Source organism: Segatella copri (assembly GCF_003465495.1).
Classification (GTDB): Bacteria; Bacteroidota; Bacteroidia; order Bacteroidales; family Bacteroidaceae; genus Prevotella; species Prevotella copri_G.
Genome location: NZ_QSAV01000011.1, coordinates 40,092 through 56,802 on the forward strand (window position 1 = coordinate 40,092; position 16,711 = coordinate 56,802).

8 protein-coding genes and 1 pseudogene are annotated in these 16,711 nt (G+C 45.9%); 6 read left to right on the top strand and 3 right to left on the bottom strand.

The genetic code is table 11. The annotated features are described in order from the left end of the window. Window positions 1-490 precede the first annotated feature (490 nt). Complete coding sequence (locus DWV53_RS16060) at window positions 491-619, top strand: hypothetical protein (protein ID WP_022120798.1); 129 nt, start codon at window positions 491-493, stop codon at window positions 617-619. A 13-nt stretch (window positions 620-632) separates the two neighbouring features. Further along, window positions 633-1,286 (top strand): ribulose-phosphate 3-epimerase, encoded by a 654-nt coding sequence (gene rpe / locus DWV53_RS04785; protein ID WP_118151991.1) that lies wholly within the window; start codon window positions 633-635, stop codon window positions 1,284-1,286. On the opposite strand, the gene DWV53_RS04790 is transcribed toward rpe, so the two are convergent. After that, window positions 1,283-1,879, bottom strand: a complete 597-nt coding sequence (locus DWV53_RS04790) for a sigma-70 family RNA polymerase sigma factor (protein ID WP_118151993.1) — start codon at window positions 1,877-1,879, stop codon at window positions 1,283-1,285. The genes rpe and DWV53_RS04790 overlap by 4 nt on opposite strands. 260 nt (window positions 1,880-2,139) lie before the next feature. On the opposite strand from DWV53_RS04790, the gene DWV53_RS04795 reads away from it, so the two are divergent. Together DWV53_RS04795 and DWV53_RS04800 are read left to right on the top strand one after the other, a co-directional pair. Next, window positions 2,140-4,764 carry a glycoside hydrolase family 88 protein gene (locus tag DWV53_RS04795; RefSeq protein ID WP_118151995.1) on the top strand — a complete coding sequence of 875 codons (2,625 nt, stop codon included), beginning with the start codon at window positions 2,140-2,142 and terminating at the stop codon, window positions 4,762-4,764. Between the two features lie 31 nt (window positions 4,765-4,795). Continuing rightward, window positions 4,796-6,552, top strand: a pseudogene (locus tag DWV53_RS04800) (pectate lyase). A gap of 73 nt (window positions 6,553-6,625) precedes the next feature. Here the strand turns inward: DWV53_RS04800 and DWV53_RS04805 are convergent. Both DWV53_RS04805 and DWV53_RS04810 read right to left on the bottom strand, forming a co-directional pair. Next, a complete protein-coding gene (locus DWV53_RS04805) occupies window positions 6,626-7,324 on the bottom strand; it encodes a hypothetical protein (protein WP_118151997.1) in 699 nt (232 codons plus the stop codon). A 281-nt stretch (window positions 7,325-7,605) separates the two neighbouring features. Then, on the bottom strand, window positions 7,606-9,171 hold the full coding sequence (locus DWV53_RS04810) for an ATP-binding protein (RefSeq protein ID WP_118151999.1): 1,566 nt from the start codon (window positions 9,169-9,171) through the stop codon (window positions 7,606-7,608). 460 nt (window positions 9,172-9,631) lie between these two features. On the opposite strand from DWV53_RS04810, the gene DWV53_RS04815 reads away from it, so the two are divergent. Continuing rightward, complete coding sequence (locus DWV53_RS04815; protein ID WP_118152001.1) at window positions 9,632-13,033, top strand: Ig-like domain-containing protein; 3,402 nt, start codon at window positions 9,632-9,634, stop codon at window positions 13,031-13,033. 434 nt (window positions 13,034-13,467) lie between these two features. Then, a complete protein-coding gene (locus DWV53_RS04820) occupies window positions 13,468-16,704 on the top strand; it encodes a SusC/RagA family TonB-linked outer membrane protein (RefSeq protein ID WP_118152003.1) in 3,237 nt (1,078 codons plus the stop codon). Window positions 16,705-16,711 lie beyond the last annotated feature (7 nt).

The following is a 16,711-nucleotide window of genomic DNA, read 5'->3' on the forward strand; positions in this document are numbered from 1 at the left end:
CTAGTATATTATGTTGTTCACATCCACATACAGCGTCTCGACTCACGACTTCTGGAATCTTGAGTTACGCCACCACCATGATGTAGATACGAATGTATTCATATTGCTTTTTCTTTTAATTGTTTGTTACTACCAAAAACGAGGCGTTTCTTTCTTTTTAACGAAAAGATTCTCCTTCGTTCTTCATTTCTACTACAAAAGTACAGTTTTTCTTTTAAACTACAAACTTTTTATCGAGAAATTTTGAGATTTAACACTATTTTATCATCCAGCGCCCCTTTTTCTCCACTTTCGTCTCACGTTTTCTCCACTATACCTTATTACATATAGGGAGAAAGAAAAAATATTTCGCCGGAATGTAATAAATTTCCCAATACGCCGTTATTTATTTAGAGAACAGGTTACGGAAAGAGGAAAACTCATCCTCAAGGCATGCCCGTTCTAAAAACAAATAACAAGAAGTATTATTCAAATAAAAAGATTCACGCCTATGAAGCAAGTATTTACACCAAAGAAAATGAGACCTTCGGCTCAGACCATCTACTTCATCAAGCAGATAGCCTACTCCTATCATACCATGGTGCAAAATGGGAAGCTAAAGGTGTGCTATCCTAACTAAAAGAAGAAGAAAGATGAAAACAATGGTATCCCCTTCATTGCTCTCAGCCAACTTCATTGACCTGAAGAGTGATATAGAGATGATTAACAAGAGTGAGGCCGACTGGCTCCACCTCGATGTGATGGATGGTGTCTTCGTGCCCAACATATCGTTCGGCTTCCCTGTGATAGAAGCCGTGAGCAAGGTGTGCACCAAGCCCCTCGATGTTCACTTTATGATACAGCACCCGGAAAATTACATTGAGCAGACTGCCAAGCTTGGTGCCATGATGATGAACGTGCACTACGAGGCCTGCCCCCATCTGCACCGCACCATCCAGCAGATTCATGCAGCAGGCATGAAGGCAGGAGTTACCCTCAACCCTTCTACCCCGGTATGTGTGCTGGAAGATATCATCTGCGATGTAGACATGGTACTTTTGATGAGCGTTAACCCAGGCTTCGGCGGACAGAAATTCATCGAGAACACCATCAAGAAGATAGGCCGTCTGCGCCAGCTCATCAAAGAGAGCGGAAGCCAGGCACTCATCGAGGTAGATGGCGGCGTGCAGTCAGAAACTGCTCCAAGACTGGTGAAAGCCGGAGTAGACGTGCTGGTAAGCGGAAGTTATGTATTCAAGAGCACAGACCCTTATGCTACCATCCATGCCTTGAAAGAACTCCACTAATCAAGATTCAGATAGATATTGTGCTCCTTAGCCATCTTGCGGAGGTTAAGGAGCGCATAACGCATTCTTCCCAGACTCGTATTGATACTCACATTGGTACACTCGGCTATATCCTTGAAAGACATCTGCTGATAAAAACGCATATAAACTACTTCGCGTTGTGGAGCCGGCAGAAAGTCTACCAGTTTCTTCACATCACGGAGCACCTGTTTGCGTACCATCTCCTGCTCAGCACAGTCTGCCTGAAAATCTTCGCCTCGCAGACAGGAAAGATCATTGTCGTTCCCCTGTTCAACCATGCGGAATACACACTGACTGCGATAACCGTCGATGATGACATTATGCGCTATACGCATTAACCACGAAATAAATTTGCCAGAACAGGAATACTGGCCAGCATGTAAACGACTGATTGCCTTCACGAATGTCTCCTGGAAGATATCATTCGCCAGATCCTCATCGTGAACCACGAAAAGGATATAAGAGAACAGTTTCACCTCGTTGCGGGAAAGCAACTGATCAAAGGCTCTGTTGTCGCCCCCGACATAAGCCAAGGCCAACTCTTCGTCTGTCATTTCATTGAGTTTACTCATTTTCTTAATCTTATTTTATTCATTAAGTAAATGTCTATCTAATAGGCTACCCAGTATTTATTGCGTTAATAATGTTAATTATCGTTGCAAAGGTAACATTTTTTTTTCAAAACGCCAAACTTTTTTCCAAAAACATTTAATTTTAACATCACCCGTACTTGTTTTCCAAATAAAATTCGTAACTTTGCACCGATGTGTTAAGCATCAAACCCAACAAACGAATAAATACATTTAAAAATCATAAAACTAGAACAAAGACAATGAAGAAATTCTTTAAGACCCTACTCGTTGCTCTGCTCCTCATCCCTACCTGCGCTTGGGCAGATAATGGATGGAACGATGCTGAATATCAGCGCATTGAACAGAGCATACAGTTGCCTAACATCAAGCAGGCAACCAAGAAGTATGTTATTTCTGCCTATGGAGCCAAGCAGAACGCTTCGGCTGCACAGAACCAGAAGGCAATCAACAAACTCATCGCTCTCGTTTCTAAGAAAGGTGGCGGTACCGTAGTCATACCGAAGGGTACTTGGCGCACAGGAGCCATTGAGATGAAGAGCTTCGTAGAACTGAATCTCGAAGAAGGTGCCGTACTGCAGTTTGCCTTTGAGCCAAAACTCTATCCGCTGGTTCGCACCGCATGGGAAGGACTGGCATGCTGGAACTACTCTCCATGCATCTATGCCTACAAGGTTTCCGACATCGCCATTACCGGTAGAGGTACCATCGACGGAGGCGGCAACAATGATACATGGTGGCAGTGGAACGGCAACCCTCACTTCGGATACAAGGAGGGCGTAACCAAGGAACACCAGAAGATGGGCTCCCGCGCCAGACTGCAGAAAATGGCAGAAGACGGCGTGCCTTTTGATGAGCGTAAGTTCGGTATGGGACAGGGTCTCCGCCCTCAGCTCGTCAACTTCGTACGCTCTGAGCGCATCCTCATCAAGGATGTAAAGATGATCAACTCGCCTTTCTGGGTGATGCACCCTCTGCTCTGCAAGGACATCACGGTAGACGGCGTAACTGTCTGGAACGAAGGACCTAACGGAGACGGATGCGACCCTGAGGCATGCGAGAATGTACTCATCCAGAACTGTATCTTCCACACCGGCGACGACTGCATCGCCATCAAGAGCGGACGAAACAACGACGGTCGTCTCTGGAACAAACCATCCAAGAATATCATCATCCGCAACTGCCGCATGGAAGACGGACATGGTGGCGTAGTCATCGGTTCTGAGATTTCAGGCGGATGCGAGAATGTATACGCCGAGAACTGCGAGATGGATTCTCCTCACCTGGAGCGCATCCTCCGCATCAAGACCAACAACTGCCGCGGCGGACTCATCCAGAACATCCACATGCGCAAGGTTACCGTAGGACAGTGTAAGGAAGCCGTGCTCAAAATCAACCTCGACTATGAGCCAAGAGAGGCTTGCTACCGCGGATTTGAACCTACCGTGCGCAACGTGAGCATGGAAGATGTTACCTGCCAGAAGAGTAACTACGGTGTGCTCATCATCGGTGGAAACAAGGTAGAAAACGTATACGACATCCATGTAAAGAACTGTAAGTTCGACGGTGTCATCAAGCAGCCTACCAAGGTTACCGGCAAGACAAGAAACGTGAAGTTTGACAACCTCATCATCAACGGCTCCCTGGTTCTCAACAAGGAAGACCGTCCTTACCAGACCTACTCAGAGTGGCTCACTCACAGCGAGATGCAGCGCGTACCTCAGTCTTACCTGCTCGACTTCAGCAAGAAGCCAAAGTGGAGCTACGTAATGGGCATTGAGATGGAAGGTATGCTCGACACCTACCTCCATTACAAAGGCGGAAAGAGCACCTTCAAGGGAGCTGATGCCGAAGCCAACAACGAGGCAATCATCAACTATCTGAAAGAATATCCAGCCAAGATGATTGACGAAAAGGGAAACATCACAGGCTACAAATATGAGGATTTCAACCTCGACAATGTGCGCACTGCGAAGTTCATCCTCCGCATGCACAACCTCTTCCCTAGCAAGAGCAGCGAACTGGCACTGAAGACGCTCTTCAAGCAGTTGCAGAACCAGCCTCGCACCAAGGAAGGCGTTTACTGGCACAAGGCAATCTACGCCAACCAGGTTTGGCTCGACGGCATCTTCATGGGACTGCCTTTCTACTGCAACTACGCCGTTCAGAACCTCAAGCCTAAGAAGGCGAAGAAGATTCTCGACGATGCGGTAGACCAGATTGTGAAGACCGACCTGCGTACCTACGACGAGAAGACTCAGCTCTGGAAGCATGCTTGGGACGAAACCCACAGCCAGTTCTGGGCAAACAAGGAAGATGGAAAGAGCCAGCATACCTGGGCAAGAGCCCTCGGATGGTACGTCATGGCGATGACCGAATGCCTTGATGCCATGCCTGAAGATTATGCTCGCCGCGGCGAAATCATCACCTTATTAAATAAGGCTATGAAGAGCGTGGTGAAATATCAGGATAAGAAGACGGGTGTATGGTACGATGTGATGGACGTAAAGGATCCTCGCAACTACCTCGAGAGCACCGCTTCAAGCATGTTTGCCTATGTTCTCCTCAAGGGTTACCGCAAGGGATACCTCGGAAAGGAATATCAGGAAGCAGGTATCAAGGCTTATGAGGGTATCCTGAACAACTTCATCAAGGTAAACCCAGACAAGACCATCAGCCTTACACGCTGCTGTGCTGTCAGCGGACTCGGCCCTGGCCCTGGTCCATACGTCAAGAAGCCAAACTTCAAGCGCGATGGAAGCTTCGACTATTACATGAGCGAGCCTATCCGCGACAATGATGCCAAGGGCGTAGGTCCTTTCATCTGGGCTAGTCTGGAAATGGAAATGCAGGGACTGAATAAGTAAACTGCTAAGATTTGAATACATCATTTTTAAAATGAATAACAAGAAAATATTAACAAGTATGGCAGCAGCGCTTATGAGTGCTGCTGCTTTGGCACAAGCTCCAGCCTTTCCGGGCGCAGAAGGTCACGGAAGATACGTAACCGGCGGAAGAGGCGGAAAAGTAGTACACGTAACTAACCTCAACGACAGCGGAACGGGTTCTTTCAGAGAGGCTGTCAAGTCGAGTAATAGAATCATTGTCTTCGATGTGGCTGGCGTCATCGCCCTGAAGTCTGATCTCAAGTTTGCTGACAACATCACCATTCTCGGACAGACAGCCCCATCTCCGGGCATCACCCTGCGCTATTATACAGTTCAACCGGGCAACAACAATATCATCCGCTTCCTCCGCATACGCCGCGGACAGGAAAAGAACATCAATGACGGTGCGGATGCTACCTGGCAGCGCAACAAGACCGGCATCATCTTCGACCACTGTTCCTTCAGCTGGAGCATCGATGAGGTGGCTTCATTCTACGACAACAACAATTTCACCATGCAGTGGTGTACTGTAGCCGAAAGCCTCACCAATCCGGGCCACTCCAAAGGAGCACACGGCTATGGTGGTATCTGGGGCGGTAAGCTAGCCAGCTTCCACCACAACTTCGTAGGCCATCTCATGAACCGCGGTCCTCGATTCAATGGTGCCAGATATGGATGGACAGGCTATACTTCCAACAAGGAATACAGCACCTACAAATGGCAGAACGCCGTACAGGCAGAGAACGTCGATTTTCGAAACTGTGTGATGTATAATGCACAAGGAACCTGCTATGGCGGTCCGGGCGGAGGACAGATCAACATCGTGAACAATTACTACAAGGCTGGACCTAGCCAGGGACTTAAAGTATCACCCTGGTTACCTTATCTAACAGCAGCAACTCCGACAAGAATCATCCTGAGTTATACGACATGACCAGCCGTTACTTCATCAACGGAAACACCACCGAAACCACCAAGGGTTCTGTTACCAAGAATCAGGATTGGAAAGGTATCAGCTACGACAAAGGCATTCCAAGCCTGAACGGAGAATACTACAGTCCGGATGCCAAAAACTTTTATGGTGACAATGTTGCCCATGTAACCATCAGCGGCAAGTCTTGTGTCAAGATCAAGATGGACGCTCCTGCTCCAACAGGAGAGGTTACCACCCACTCTGCTGACGAATCCTTCAGCAAGGTTCTGGCATACAGCGGAGCCTCACTCTACCGCGATGAGATTGATGCGCGCTACATGGAAGAGGCTAAGACCGGTACAGCCAAGTATAAGGGAAGCATTACCCAATCACCTGGCATCATCGACAAGGTATCAGATGTAAACGGCTACACCGAGGCAAACTTCGGCACCGCTACTCGCCCAGCCGACTTCGACACTGATAAAGACGGAATTCCAGATGCATGGGAGATTGCCAACGGCTTAGATCCAAACGATGCCACTGACGCCCTGACCTACTCGCTTGACAGCAAGGAGTACTACACCAACCTTGAGGTTTACGCCAATTCGCTGGTTGAGGACATCATGAAGCAGGGCAATGCTGATGCCGAGAGCAATGTAGATGAATACTATCCTGCATGGAAGAATCCTACAGGCATCTCACAAATCACCGGTTCCAATCCAAGTGAACTGTTCAAAGTAACGTATTACAGCCTCAACGGCACCCTCCTTTCTGCTCCTCAAAAAGGCATCAACATCCGCAAGATGCTGTTTCAGAACGGAAAGACCATAGTGGATAAGGTAACAAAGGAATAAAACTTCTTATAAAACAAAAAGGGCATCCCCTCGTTTGGGAATGCCCTTTTGTTTTATCTGTTTACACAATCTGTTACTTTACATACTTCTTACCGTTCTTGATTACCAAGCCCTTGTAAGAGTCAGAAACCTGCTGACCAGCGAGGTTATATGTTTTTCCATTTTGAGCAGCCTCAGATTTTACAGAAGAGATGCCTGTTGGTGTGCCAGCCTCATACGTGAAGCCGAAGAAGCCCATCTTAGTACCTGCAGCGAAAACATAGTATGTACCACCTTCAGCAACGCTGAAGGTTACAGTACCATTAGACTTCTCTGCAATAATGTTCTCGCCCTTTTCATTCTGTTCTAAAGTCTGAGAATCGCCATCCTTGGCACTTGGCAAATTGTAAGAAGCAGGAGCTACCTCAGCAAAATCTGCATCCAAGATATGGAAGCCCTTGTTTCCATTCAATTGAACTGCTACTGTTAAAGAACCTGCTTTTGTGGTCTCGAACTTGTAAGCGCATCCAGTAGGCTCTGCACCAGACACCAACTTACCACTGTTCTTACCAGATACATAAGCCACAAAATTGGCATCAGCCCAGTTATCCACAGCCTTACCATCTGCAAAAGCAGTACCAGCATTCTCCATATAAGTCAAAGTGACATTTTTTACTGACGTAATCCTATCACCAGCATTTACCTTGTCACCTACCTGCACAGCATAAGTTCCCTGAGCATTAACACTTGCAGCCAAAGCTACGGCTGCGATAAGAGTAAAGAATTTCTTCATAATCGTTTTATTTTAAGTTTATATATTATTAATTAGTTGCTGAATAACTTTATTTTAGTTTGATTCATTTACTAGTTGGTTTCGTTGGCAAAATTAGCAAATCATTTTGAGAATCTCAGAAAAATTTGAACCAAAATGAGCTAAAACTACGAAAACAATTACGTAAATTCAAACGTCAAGTACCAGGATATAAGAGAGTTTTAGCTAGCAGACACCAAACGGGCTGAAGAGATAGCAGTCCCTTCAGCCCGTTGCAGAACTATATACTAAAGTACAGTATTTTATCCTTCCTTTATCTTCCAATCACTAATTGTCCGCTGATTACTATCGTAATTAACACCAATTTTGAACAAGCGTTTACCATCAGCAGAATATGGAATCAGATATCCCTTTTCATCTATCTGTTTGATTGCTTCTTCGGCAGAACCATCATACTTCAATTCGAAAACAAATACAGCATCAGGCATATATACCACTGCATCAGCCCTGCCTATTGCACTATCCTCCTCTACCCTCATATGAGCGCCCATCAGGTTGAAGATAAGATAGAACACCGTCTGGAAATCCCGTTCGTTCTTATTGCTCAAACGGTTGGAGATGCTGGCAAGATATGCTTTCAATCGAATCATTGCTCCCTCTACATCTCCATCATAAAGCATTTCCAGGAAATCACCCACCAGGCTGTTATTATCCAAAGATATTGGTGAAAGATAGTTAGGTGCAAGACTCTTGAGCATACCAATCTTTACCTCCCTGTTAGGATATTCCAAAGTATAACGATGCAGCATCGGATTATACTTCTTGATAGTGAGATAACCGCTCTGATAGAGCAACGGAAGCGCAGAAGTCATCATTTCCGGCGAAACATCAAAGTCATCCACATCACATGATTTCTTCTCAATATCCATCACATTGACGTGATACTTCTGCAATGTCTTAATAAGATAAGACGGAGTACCCGAGCCAAACCAGTAAGGAGCAATATCCCGTGCATTCAGTGCCTTTACCAGGCTGAACGGATTGAAAACATCTTCAGATTTCTTACTGAAATGATAGCCGTCGTAGAATCTTGTCAGCTCTGACAGGCACTCCTCATACGTCATACCCAGGTCTTCTCCCAAAGCCTCAATATCCGGTTTCATCTGCGTGATAAGCTCCGTCTTGCTGATACCGCAGATGGCGGAGTACTGGTCGAACATGCTGATATTGTCGAGGTTATTCAGCTCGCTGAAGATGCTGAGCTGCGAGAACTTGGTGATACCCGTGATGAAGGTAAACTCCAGGTATGGGTCGAGCTTTTTCAGAGGACTGTAGAAGTTCTGCATGATGCGGCGGAGGGGCTGCAGGTTCTCCTTCTCATGTACCACATCCAGCAATGGGGCATCATATTCATCGATGATGACAACCGCCTTTTCGCCCGTTTGCTCATAAGCACGCTTTACGATACCATCCAGTCTTTCATTAGGATATTTTTCACCTTCTCCCTTACCGTATAGCTTTTCATAGGGCAAAAGCTGCAGATTCAGATAACTGTTCAAGGCATCAGCATCAAAGTGCTTGGCACCGCTCATATCAAAATGAAGCACAGGATGCTTCACCCAATCCTTCTCATAATCTGCTATTGCCAATCCCTCGAAGAGTTCCTTTCTACCCTCGAAATAAGCTTGAAGAGTAGAGGCAAAGAGCGACTTTCCGAATCGTCTTGGACGACTCAGAAAGACATACGACATCTGCTTTTCTCTGAAATCCACGATATATTGGGTCTTATCTACATAGAGATAACCTTTCTCACGGAGTTTTTCGAATGTCTGTATCCCCACAGGGTATTTATTTACTATTTTTGCCATAATCTTACAAACTTTACGTTTTGCGCGGCTAAATTACAAAGAAAATCTGAATTAACCAAAGAAAAAATCAAATAACTTAACTTTCACTTATCAAGAAATGAAAGGAGATAAGGAAGTACTGTAAAGATAGCAAGTATTGCCCCACACGCCATGGGCTAGGAGCTTTTGGACCTTCAGCCCGTTCTTGAACCACTTGCGAAAGTTCTGTGATTTATTATTATAATTTGGTTTAAAATTCGTTTGTTTTACGCCTGCAAAAGTACGACTTAATTCTCATTTGGCAAAAGGAAAGAGAGATAAAAAGACGGAAATGTACGAAAACGATTACGTAGCTTTTACAACAAAATTGAAACAAAAAGTTCTTAAATAGAAATAATAAGTGTATTTTTGCACCAACAAACTTAAAATATAAACTGAAAATAAAAATTATAATAAGTATAACAACCTAAAAGGCAAACAAATGAAAAGAAATCTACTCAGATTGGGGCTCTCACTCATAGCCCTGTTTGTTATGGTAGTGGCAAATGCGCAAACCTACCAGAACGAAGAAGCTAGCATTTCATGGCCGTTTAATGACGACAACTACGCTACGCAGTACACTAAATCACCAGAAAATGGTTTCAGTCTGGTTTCCGTAAACACCGGTGACTTGAAGTATTCTCTCAAGACATCACAGACTACAAAAGACAAAGACGGAAACAAGATGGTCATGGCTGGTTTCGGTCCTGTTGGCACAACAAAAGCCGTAGAATGGACCGTAAAACCAAGCAAGGGTCTTACATTCACCCCAACATCTATCAGTACCTATGTAAACCGATTCGGTACAGATGCAGAAAATGGAGTAACCGTAACCGCAAAACTTAGCAACGGAACTTCTGTAGACTTGGGTAATTTCACGGCATTAAGAGACAACAAAACTACAGCGGATGACAAATATAAGGATCACGAAAACCTGACCAACCATATCGTCATCCAGCTCACTGCCGAGCAGCAAGCCCAACTGACATCAGCTGAAGGCTTCACGCTAAGTTGCACTGTCGGTGTTGGCTCTGCTAAGCAGCAAGGCTTTGCCGATGTACACATCAATGGTCTCTTGAACGGAACCGTTCAGCAGGTTGAGCAGTACACCCTGTCGGCTGCCGTTTCAACCGTAGGAGCAGGAACAGTCAAAGTATCTCCTGCAGGAACCGTATTTGATGCAGAGACATCAATCACCGTAACAGCAACAAAGAATTTCGGCTACAAGTTTATCAACTGGACAGATGCCAACAACCAGGTGGTATCTACAGATGAAGCATACACCTTCTCTATCTCAACCAACACAGCATTGAAGGCAAACTTTGAGAAGATAAACACCTACGCATTGAATTACAAGGTTGAAGGTGGAGCAAAAGACTATATGATAAGTGCCTCTCCTGTCCCAACCATTGTTGAAGGAAAGAACATGTATGAAGAGGGAACAGAAGTAACCCTCACAGCCAGCAGCAACGACATCCTCACCTTTACCAACTGGAATGATGGTGAAACAGGAGCAGAACGCAAAATAAAGATGAATGTCGACCAATCATACACTGCTGCATATTCTGCAAAAGACTTCATCGCAGGCTGGGACTTCTATAAGTCAGCAAGAGAAGGTCGTACAGCAGACTTCGCTGCAGAAGACAACGATGTAGACCAGCTCATTCTGCGCGATGCAGACGGAAATACATACACATGGCTCGACAAGAGCAACAGTGCTGGCGGCTACGAAGGAAAGAATGCAGCTGTAAACTGGACCTCCAAGAAAACCAAGCCACTGGGTGAGACCTACTGGCAGACCAAGGTCAACGCAACAGCCTTTACCGACATCAAGGTAAAGAGCAGCATGCTCTACAATTATAACGCATACGAAACATATAATGTAGAATACTCTCTCAACGGAACCGACTGGACCAAAGTAGGTGCCATCAAAATGCCAGGAGCCAAAGCCTGGACAGACGGAGAGTTCACTCTCCCATCCGATGCCAACAACAAGGCAGAAGTATACATCCGCTGGATTGCCGACAAGACTTCTTCCATCAAGGGAGCAACAGGCGACAACGACGGAATCTCTATCACAAATATCTACATCACAGGCACTGCCCAGCTCGTTAACGACGGCAAGGCCCCTGTACTCGTAAGCACCATACCAACAGAAGGCGCAACCAACGCATCTGCCAACGGCAAGATTGTACTGACTTTTGATGAGAAGGTAAAACTCACCGACAACGCAGCCGCTACACTCGGCACACAAAAGATTGAAGGAGCCGTATCCGGCAAGACCATCACCTTTGCATACAAAGGCTTGAACTACGCTACAGCTTATACCTTCACACTCGCTGCAGGTTCGGTAGCCGATTTGACAGACAATGCCACAGACCAGGAAATCGTTCTGAACTTCACTACCAAGACCAAGCCAGCTGTAACCAAGGCTCTCTACGACTTCATCGTCCCAACCGACGGCGACTTCAAGACAGCACTTGATGCAGCAGCTAAGCGTACAGATACTAGCAAGCGTTTCCGCATCTTCATCAAGCAGGGCGACTACAAGATTCCTGCAGACGAGAAGAGTAAGGTAACAGGTAGCGACGGCAAGAGTTATGCTAACCCAACCACCTATATGAATACGCCAAACGTATCAATCATTGGTGAAGGCATGGACAACACCTCACTGACCAACACCGTTCCAAACTCAGGCCAATCAGCCAACGTATTGGAAGGTATCGGCAAGGGTGACGTACTCTGCTTGCAGAAGGGAGCAACAAACACCTATTTCCAGGATCTGAAGATGTACAGCAGTATGGGTGATGCCAAAGGTCGCGACATCGTACTCAACGACCAGAGCAACAAGACCATCTGTAAGAACGTAAGCCTCTGGGCTTACCAGGACACCTACGTATCAAACAACCAGAACGGTAAATTCTACTTCGAAGACGGAATCCTTCGTGGTCGTACCGACTACCTCTGCGGTAAGGGTGATGTATATTATAATAATGTAGAACTCTGGATTTGCGAAAAGGGAGGCTATCTCGCAGTTCCTTCTCAACCAAAGAAGTATGGATACATCTTCAAAGACTGTACCATCAAGGATGCTACTGAGGCAAAAGACCTGAATGGTAACTACACCTTAGGTCGTCCATGGGGCAAAGGCACACCTATTGCACTCTACATCGACACCAAGATGGAAGCTATCCCTTCAGCAGCAGGATGGAACGAGATGAGTGGCGGTTACCCTAAGCGTTTCGCTGAATACAACTCATACACATCAACAGGTAGCGTAGTAAACCTCAAGGACAGAAAGAAAGTTTACGATGCCTACGATTCAAAGGATGGTGACAATTATGTAAACCGTCGTAATGAAACAGCAGGAGACCCTATCCTCACAGCAGAGGAAGCAGCAACCTACACCATTGAAACTGTAATGGGTCAGGATGATGACTGGGATCCAACTGCAGCTACCGAGCAGGCATCAGCACCTAGCAACGTTAAGCTGAACGGCACAACCCTCGCTTGGGACAATAACGACTACGCTCTTCTCTGGGCAGTATGCAAGAACGGCAAGGTAGTAGACTTCACCATCACTCCTAACTATATCGTTGATGACGCCACTGCAACATGGAGCGTACGTACAGCCAACGAGATGGGCGGTTTGAGCGAAGCTACAGTTGTTGGTCAGGGCACCGGCATCCAAAACATTGCCTCAGCTACAGATGCAGCAGTCATCAAGACTGCCATCTATGCAGCCGACGGCACCCAGCTCTCAAATCTTCAGAAGGGTATCAACATCATTGTGAAGACCCTGGCAGATGGCAGCAAGAAGACAAGCAAGGTCATCGTAAAGTAAAGAAACAGAGACCATAAGTAATTAGATTGACAGATAACATTCGGAGTGCAATATCCCCATCTTCTTTCAGAAGGGTGCCGGATATTGCACTTTTTTTTGTTCCCTCAACTTCCGAAACAGCAAAAACGGGAACTGAGAAAACAGACCGTCGAAATGTAAAAAACAGAGTATTTACTCAAAAATCTGTAAACGTTTACGTAATTTTTTACCCCCAATATACCTATATTCTCATATTTTTTATATACTTTTGCAACAAGAAAACCAAGACTTAGCTATTGCTACGCATCTAGGTAGCCCCATCGGAGTCTTCGGGTTCCAAGAGGAACATCCCTTCAGCAGGCATTTGCTCAGAACTGGAATTCTACTTAAAAACATTAAATAAAAACATTAGAATATTAGTAATTTAGAATAAGTTTTATCTAAACCTAAAGTGTATGTCTGGTAATTTTAGAAAAAAGAAAATTGCTTTGGCAGGCGCACTGATGTTCGTAGTAACAAGTGTATCTGCACAAACAGTAAAAGGTGTTGTTACTGACAATACGGGCGAGCCAATCATCGGCGCATCTGTCATGGAGGTAGGTGTAGCTGGCAATGGTGGCGTGACCGACCTTGACGGTAACTTCACAGTAAACTTAAAAGGCAAAAGCAAGAAACTGAAGATTTCATACATTGGTATGAAAGCTAAGGAAGTAAGCGTTGCAGGTAAAGAAACGATCGATGTAAAGCTTGAGGATGACAACACCACCCTCAACGATGTCGTAGTAATCGGTTATGGTACGATGAAAAAGAAGGACCTTACTGGTTCTGTGGCTTCCATCGGTTCCAAAGAGCTTGCAGACATCCCTGTCTCAAGTGTAGGCGAGGCCATGACTGGTAAACTTGCCGGTGTAAGCATCACAACTACAGAAGGTTCGCCTGATGCAGACATCAAAATCCGCGTGCGTGGTGGTGGTTCTCTTTCACAGGATAACTCTCCTCTCTACATCGTTGACGGCTTCCCTGTAAGTTCTATTAGCGATATCGCTCCAAGCGAAATCGAGACTATCGACGTATTGAAGGATGCCTCTTCAACAGCTATCTATGGTGCCCGTGGTGCCAATGGTGTTATCATTGTTACTACTAAGAGTGGTAAGGAGGGTAAGACTCAGGTGAGCTTTGGTGCATCTTTAGGTTTCAAGAAGATGGCTAAGGAGACCAAGGTTATGGATCCTTACAACTACGCTCTCTATCAGTATGAAGTAGGTAACACTGAGTATGGTGACTACGATGATATGGGAATTTGGAAGTCTGTAAAGGGTAACAACTGGCAGGACGACCTCTTCGGCCGCACAGGCTTGCAGCAGATTTACAACGTAGCTGTAAATGGTGGTACCAAGGAGACAAAGTACAACATCAGCTATGCCCGTACTGACGACAAGAGCATCATGAAGGCTTCTGACTATACCAAGGACAATATTAACGCTAAGCTCAACAGTAAGTTGAACAAATGGTTGACATTGGACTTCAATGCTCGTTTGGCTTATACCAAGATTAATGGTTTGGGGTCTGGTGCTGATACCAACGAGAGCAATGCCTCTAACTCTATTGTAGCCAAGACAGTTACATTCCGCCCAGTAGATCCTCTGTTCATCAGCGGCGATGACGATGATGAAAGCTCAAACAGCACAGAGGCTTGTCCTACACAGCGTATGGATGATACCTACAAACAGCAGCGCCGTTTCCGTCAGAACTACAATGCCGGCTTGAACTGGAAGCCATTCAAGGGCATCACCTTCCGCTCTGAATTTGGTTACTCCTGGAGCTATGAGAAGACAGAACAAGCTTGGGGTACATACGCATCACGCAACTCTAAGTTCGGTTACTCAGGTCAGCCACAGACTCAGCTTATACGTAAGGACAACAAGAACTGGCGTAATGCCAACACCTTGACATACGATACAAAGAACGCCCTGCTGAAGGGTGACAAGCTCAATGTACTCGTAGGTCAGGAGTGGTCGTCATCTCAGGATGAGAGCTACACCTCTACAACCGTAGCCTTCCCTACTACTTTCGGTGTCAAGGAAGCTTTGGCTAACCAGGCTGCCGGTACAGCTCTCCCTAACGTTAACACCATCGGCCGTAAGGACAACCTCCTGTCTTACTTCGGCCGTATCAACTACTCTTACGCTGAGAAATATCTCTTCACAGCTACTCTCCGTGCCGATGCATCTTCTAAGTTTGCTGCAGGCAACCGATGGGGTTACTTCCCATCAGCAGCTTTCGCATGGCGTGTAAGCGAGGAGGAGTTCATGAAGAGTACAGCCAGCTGGTTATCAAACTTGAAGTTCCGTCTCTCTTATGGTACTGCAGGTAACAACCGTATCAAGAGTGGTTTGATTGATGCAACTTACTCATTGTCTGATGCTACTGCAAAATTGCCATTCTTCGATGGCAATTTCACTACCATGCTGGAGCACAAGACTTTGTCTAATCCAAACCTGAAGTGGGAAACAACCATCACCCGTGACCTCGGTCTCGACTTCGGCTTCTTCAACAGTCGTATCAATGGTACCCTCGACTTCTATTGGAATACAACCAAGGACTTGCTGATGCAGACCAACATCCCATCTATTTCGGGATATGCTAACCAGTATCAGAACTTCGGTCAGACCTCCAACAAGGGTTTCGAGTTCACCATCAATGCTGACATCATCAACAAGAAGGACTTCACACTCGGTTTCACTGGCAACATCTCTTACAACCGCAACAAAATAGACAAGCTGAACAGCCAGGCTGAATTCCAGGAGTATAAGTGGGCAGGTTCTCTCTGCAATGACAACCAGAACTTCCGAATCGTAGAAGGTGGCCGACTCGGCGAGGTTTGGGGTTACAAAATGAACGGTTTCTATACTGTTTATAACCCAGAGACAGGCACAGGCGACTTGAAGTGGAACGGTACAGCTTGGCAGTTGGCAGATGCCAGCATCGCAAATACCGTAGGTACCATCGGTGGAACATTGGCTCCAGGTGCCATCAAGTTGGAGGCAGACGAGAACGGCAAGGCTATCAAGCAGCGCTTGGGTAACACCATCGCACCTTGGACAGGTGGTTTCGGTTTCAACGCAACCTTCCATGGCTTCGATGCATCTGTATTCTGCAACTACTCATTCGGCAACAAGATTGTAAATGGTACCAAGTTGGCTTCTAGCTTCTATCAGGGTTCTCGCAAGGGCTACAACCTGAACAACGACTTCATCAACCGCTATACATGCGTTGATCCAGCCACAGGTGTCAACCTGACAAAGCCTTCTTCAACTGTCATCGCTCAATATGGCGGTATCGAGAATATCTACAACACCCTGAATGCCATCAATGCCAACGCAAGCGTATTCAACCCTTGTGTAACAGGTACCATGTCTATCACAGACTATGCTGTAGAGGACGGTTCATTCCTCCGTTTGCAGACATTGACATTGGGTTATACCTTGCCAAAGTACCTTATCAAGAAGGTAAACTTGAGCAACGTACGTTTCTATGCGACAGCCTATAACCTGTTAACCATCACAGGCTACTCAGGTTCTGACCCAGAGACAGATACAAGTTCTAAGAAGAATCCAATGTGCCCAGGTATCGACTATGCAGCTTATCCAAAGAGCCGCTCATTCGTATTTGGTGTGAACGTTTCATTCTAATTCAAGG

Coding starts and splice junctions, on each gene's coding strand:
- DWV53_RS16060 (WP_022120798.1), top strand. CDS start 491: ATGAAGCAAGTATTTACACCAAAGAAAATGAGACCTTCGGCTCAGACC.
- rpe (WP_118151991.1), top strand. CDS start 633: ATGAAAACAATGGTATCCCCTTCATTGCTCTCAGCCAACTTCATTGAC.
- DWV53_RS04790 (WP_118151993.1), bottom strand. CDS start 1,879: ATGAGTAAACTCAATGAAATGACAGACGAAGAGTTGGCCTTGGCTTAT.
- DWV53_RS04795 (WP_118151995.1), top strand. CDS start 2,140: ATGAAGAAATTCTTTAAGACCCTACTCGTTGCTCTGCTCCTCATCCCT.
- DWV53_RS04805 (WP_118151997.1), bottom strand. CDS start 7,324: ATGAAGAAATTCTTTACTCTTATCGCAGCCGTAGCTTTGGCTGCAAGT.
- DWV53_RS04810 (WP_118151999.1), bottom strand. CDS start 9,171: ATGGCAAAAATAGTAAATAAATACCCTGTGGGGATACAGACATTCGAA.
- DWV53_RS04815 (WP_118152001.1), top strand. CDS start 9,632: ATGAAAAGAAATCTACTCAGATTGGGGCTCTCACTCATAGCCCTGTTT.
- DWV53_RS04820 (WP_118152003.1), top strand. CDS start 13,468: ATGTCTGGTAATTTTAGAAAAAAGAAAATTGCTTTGGCAGGCGCACTG.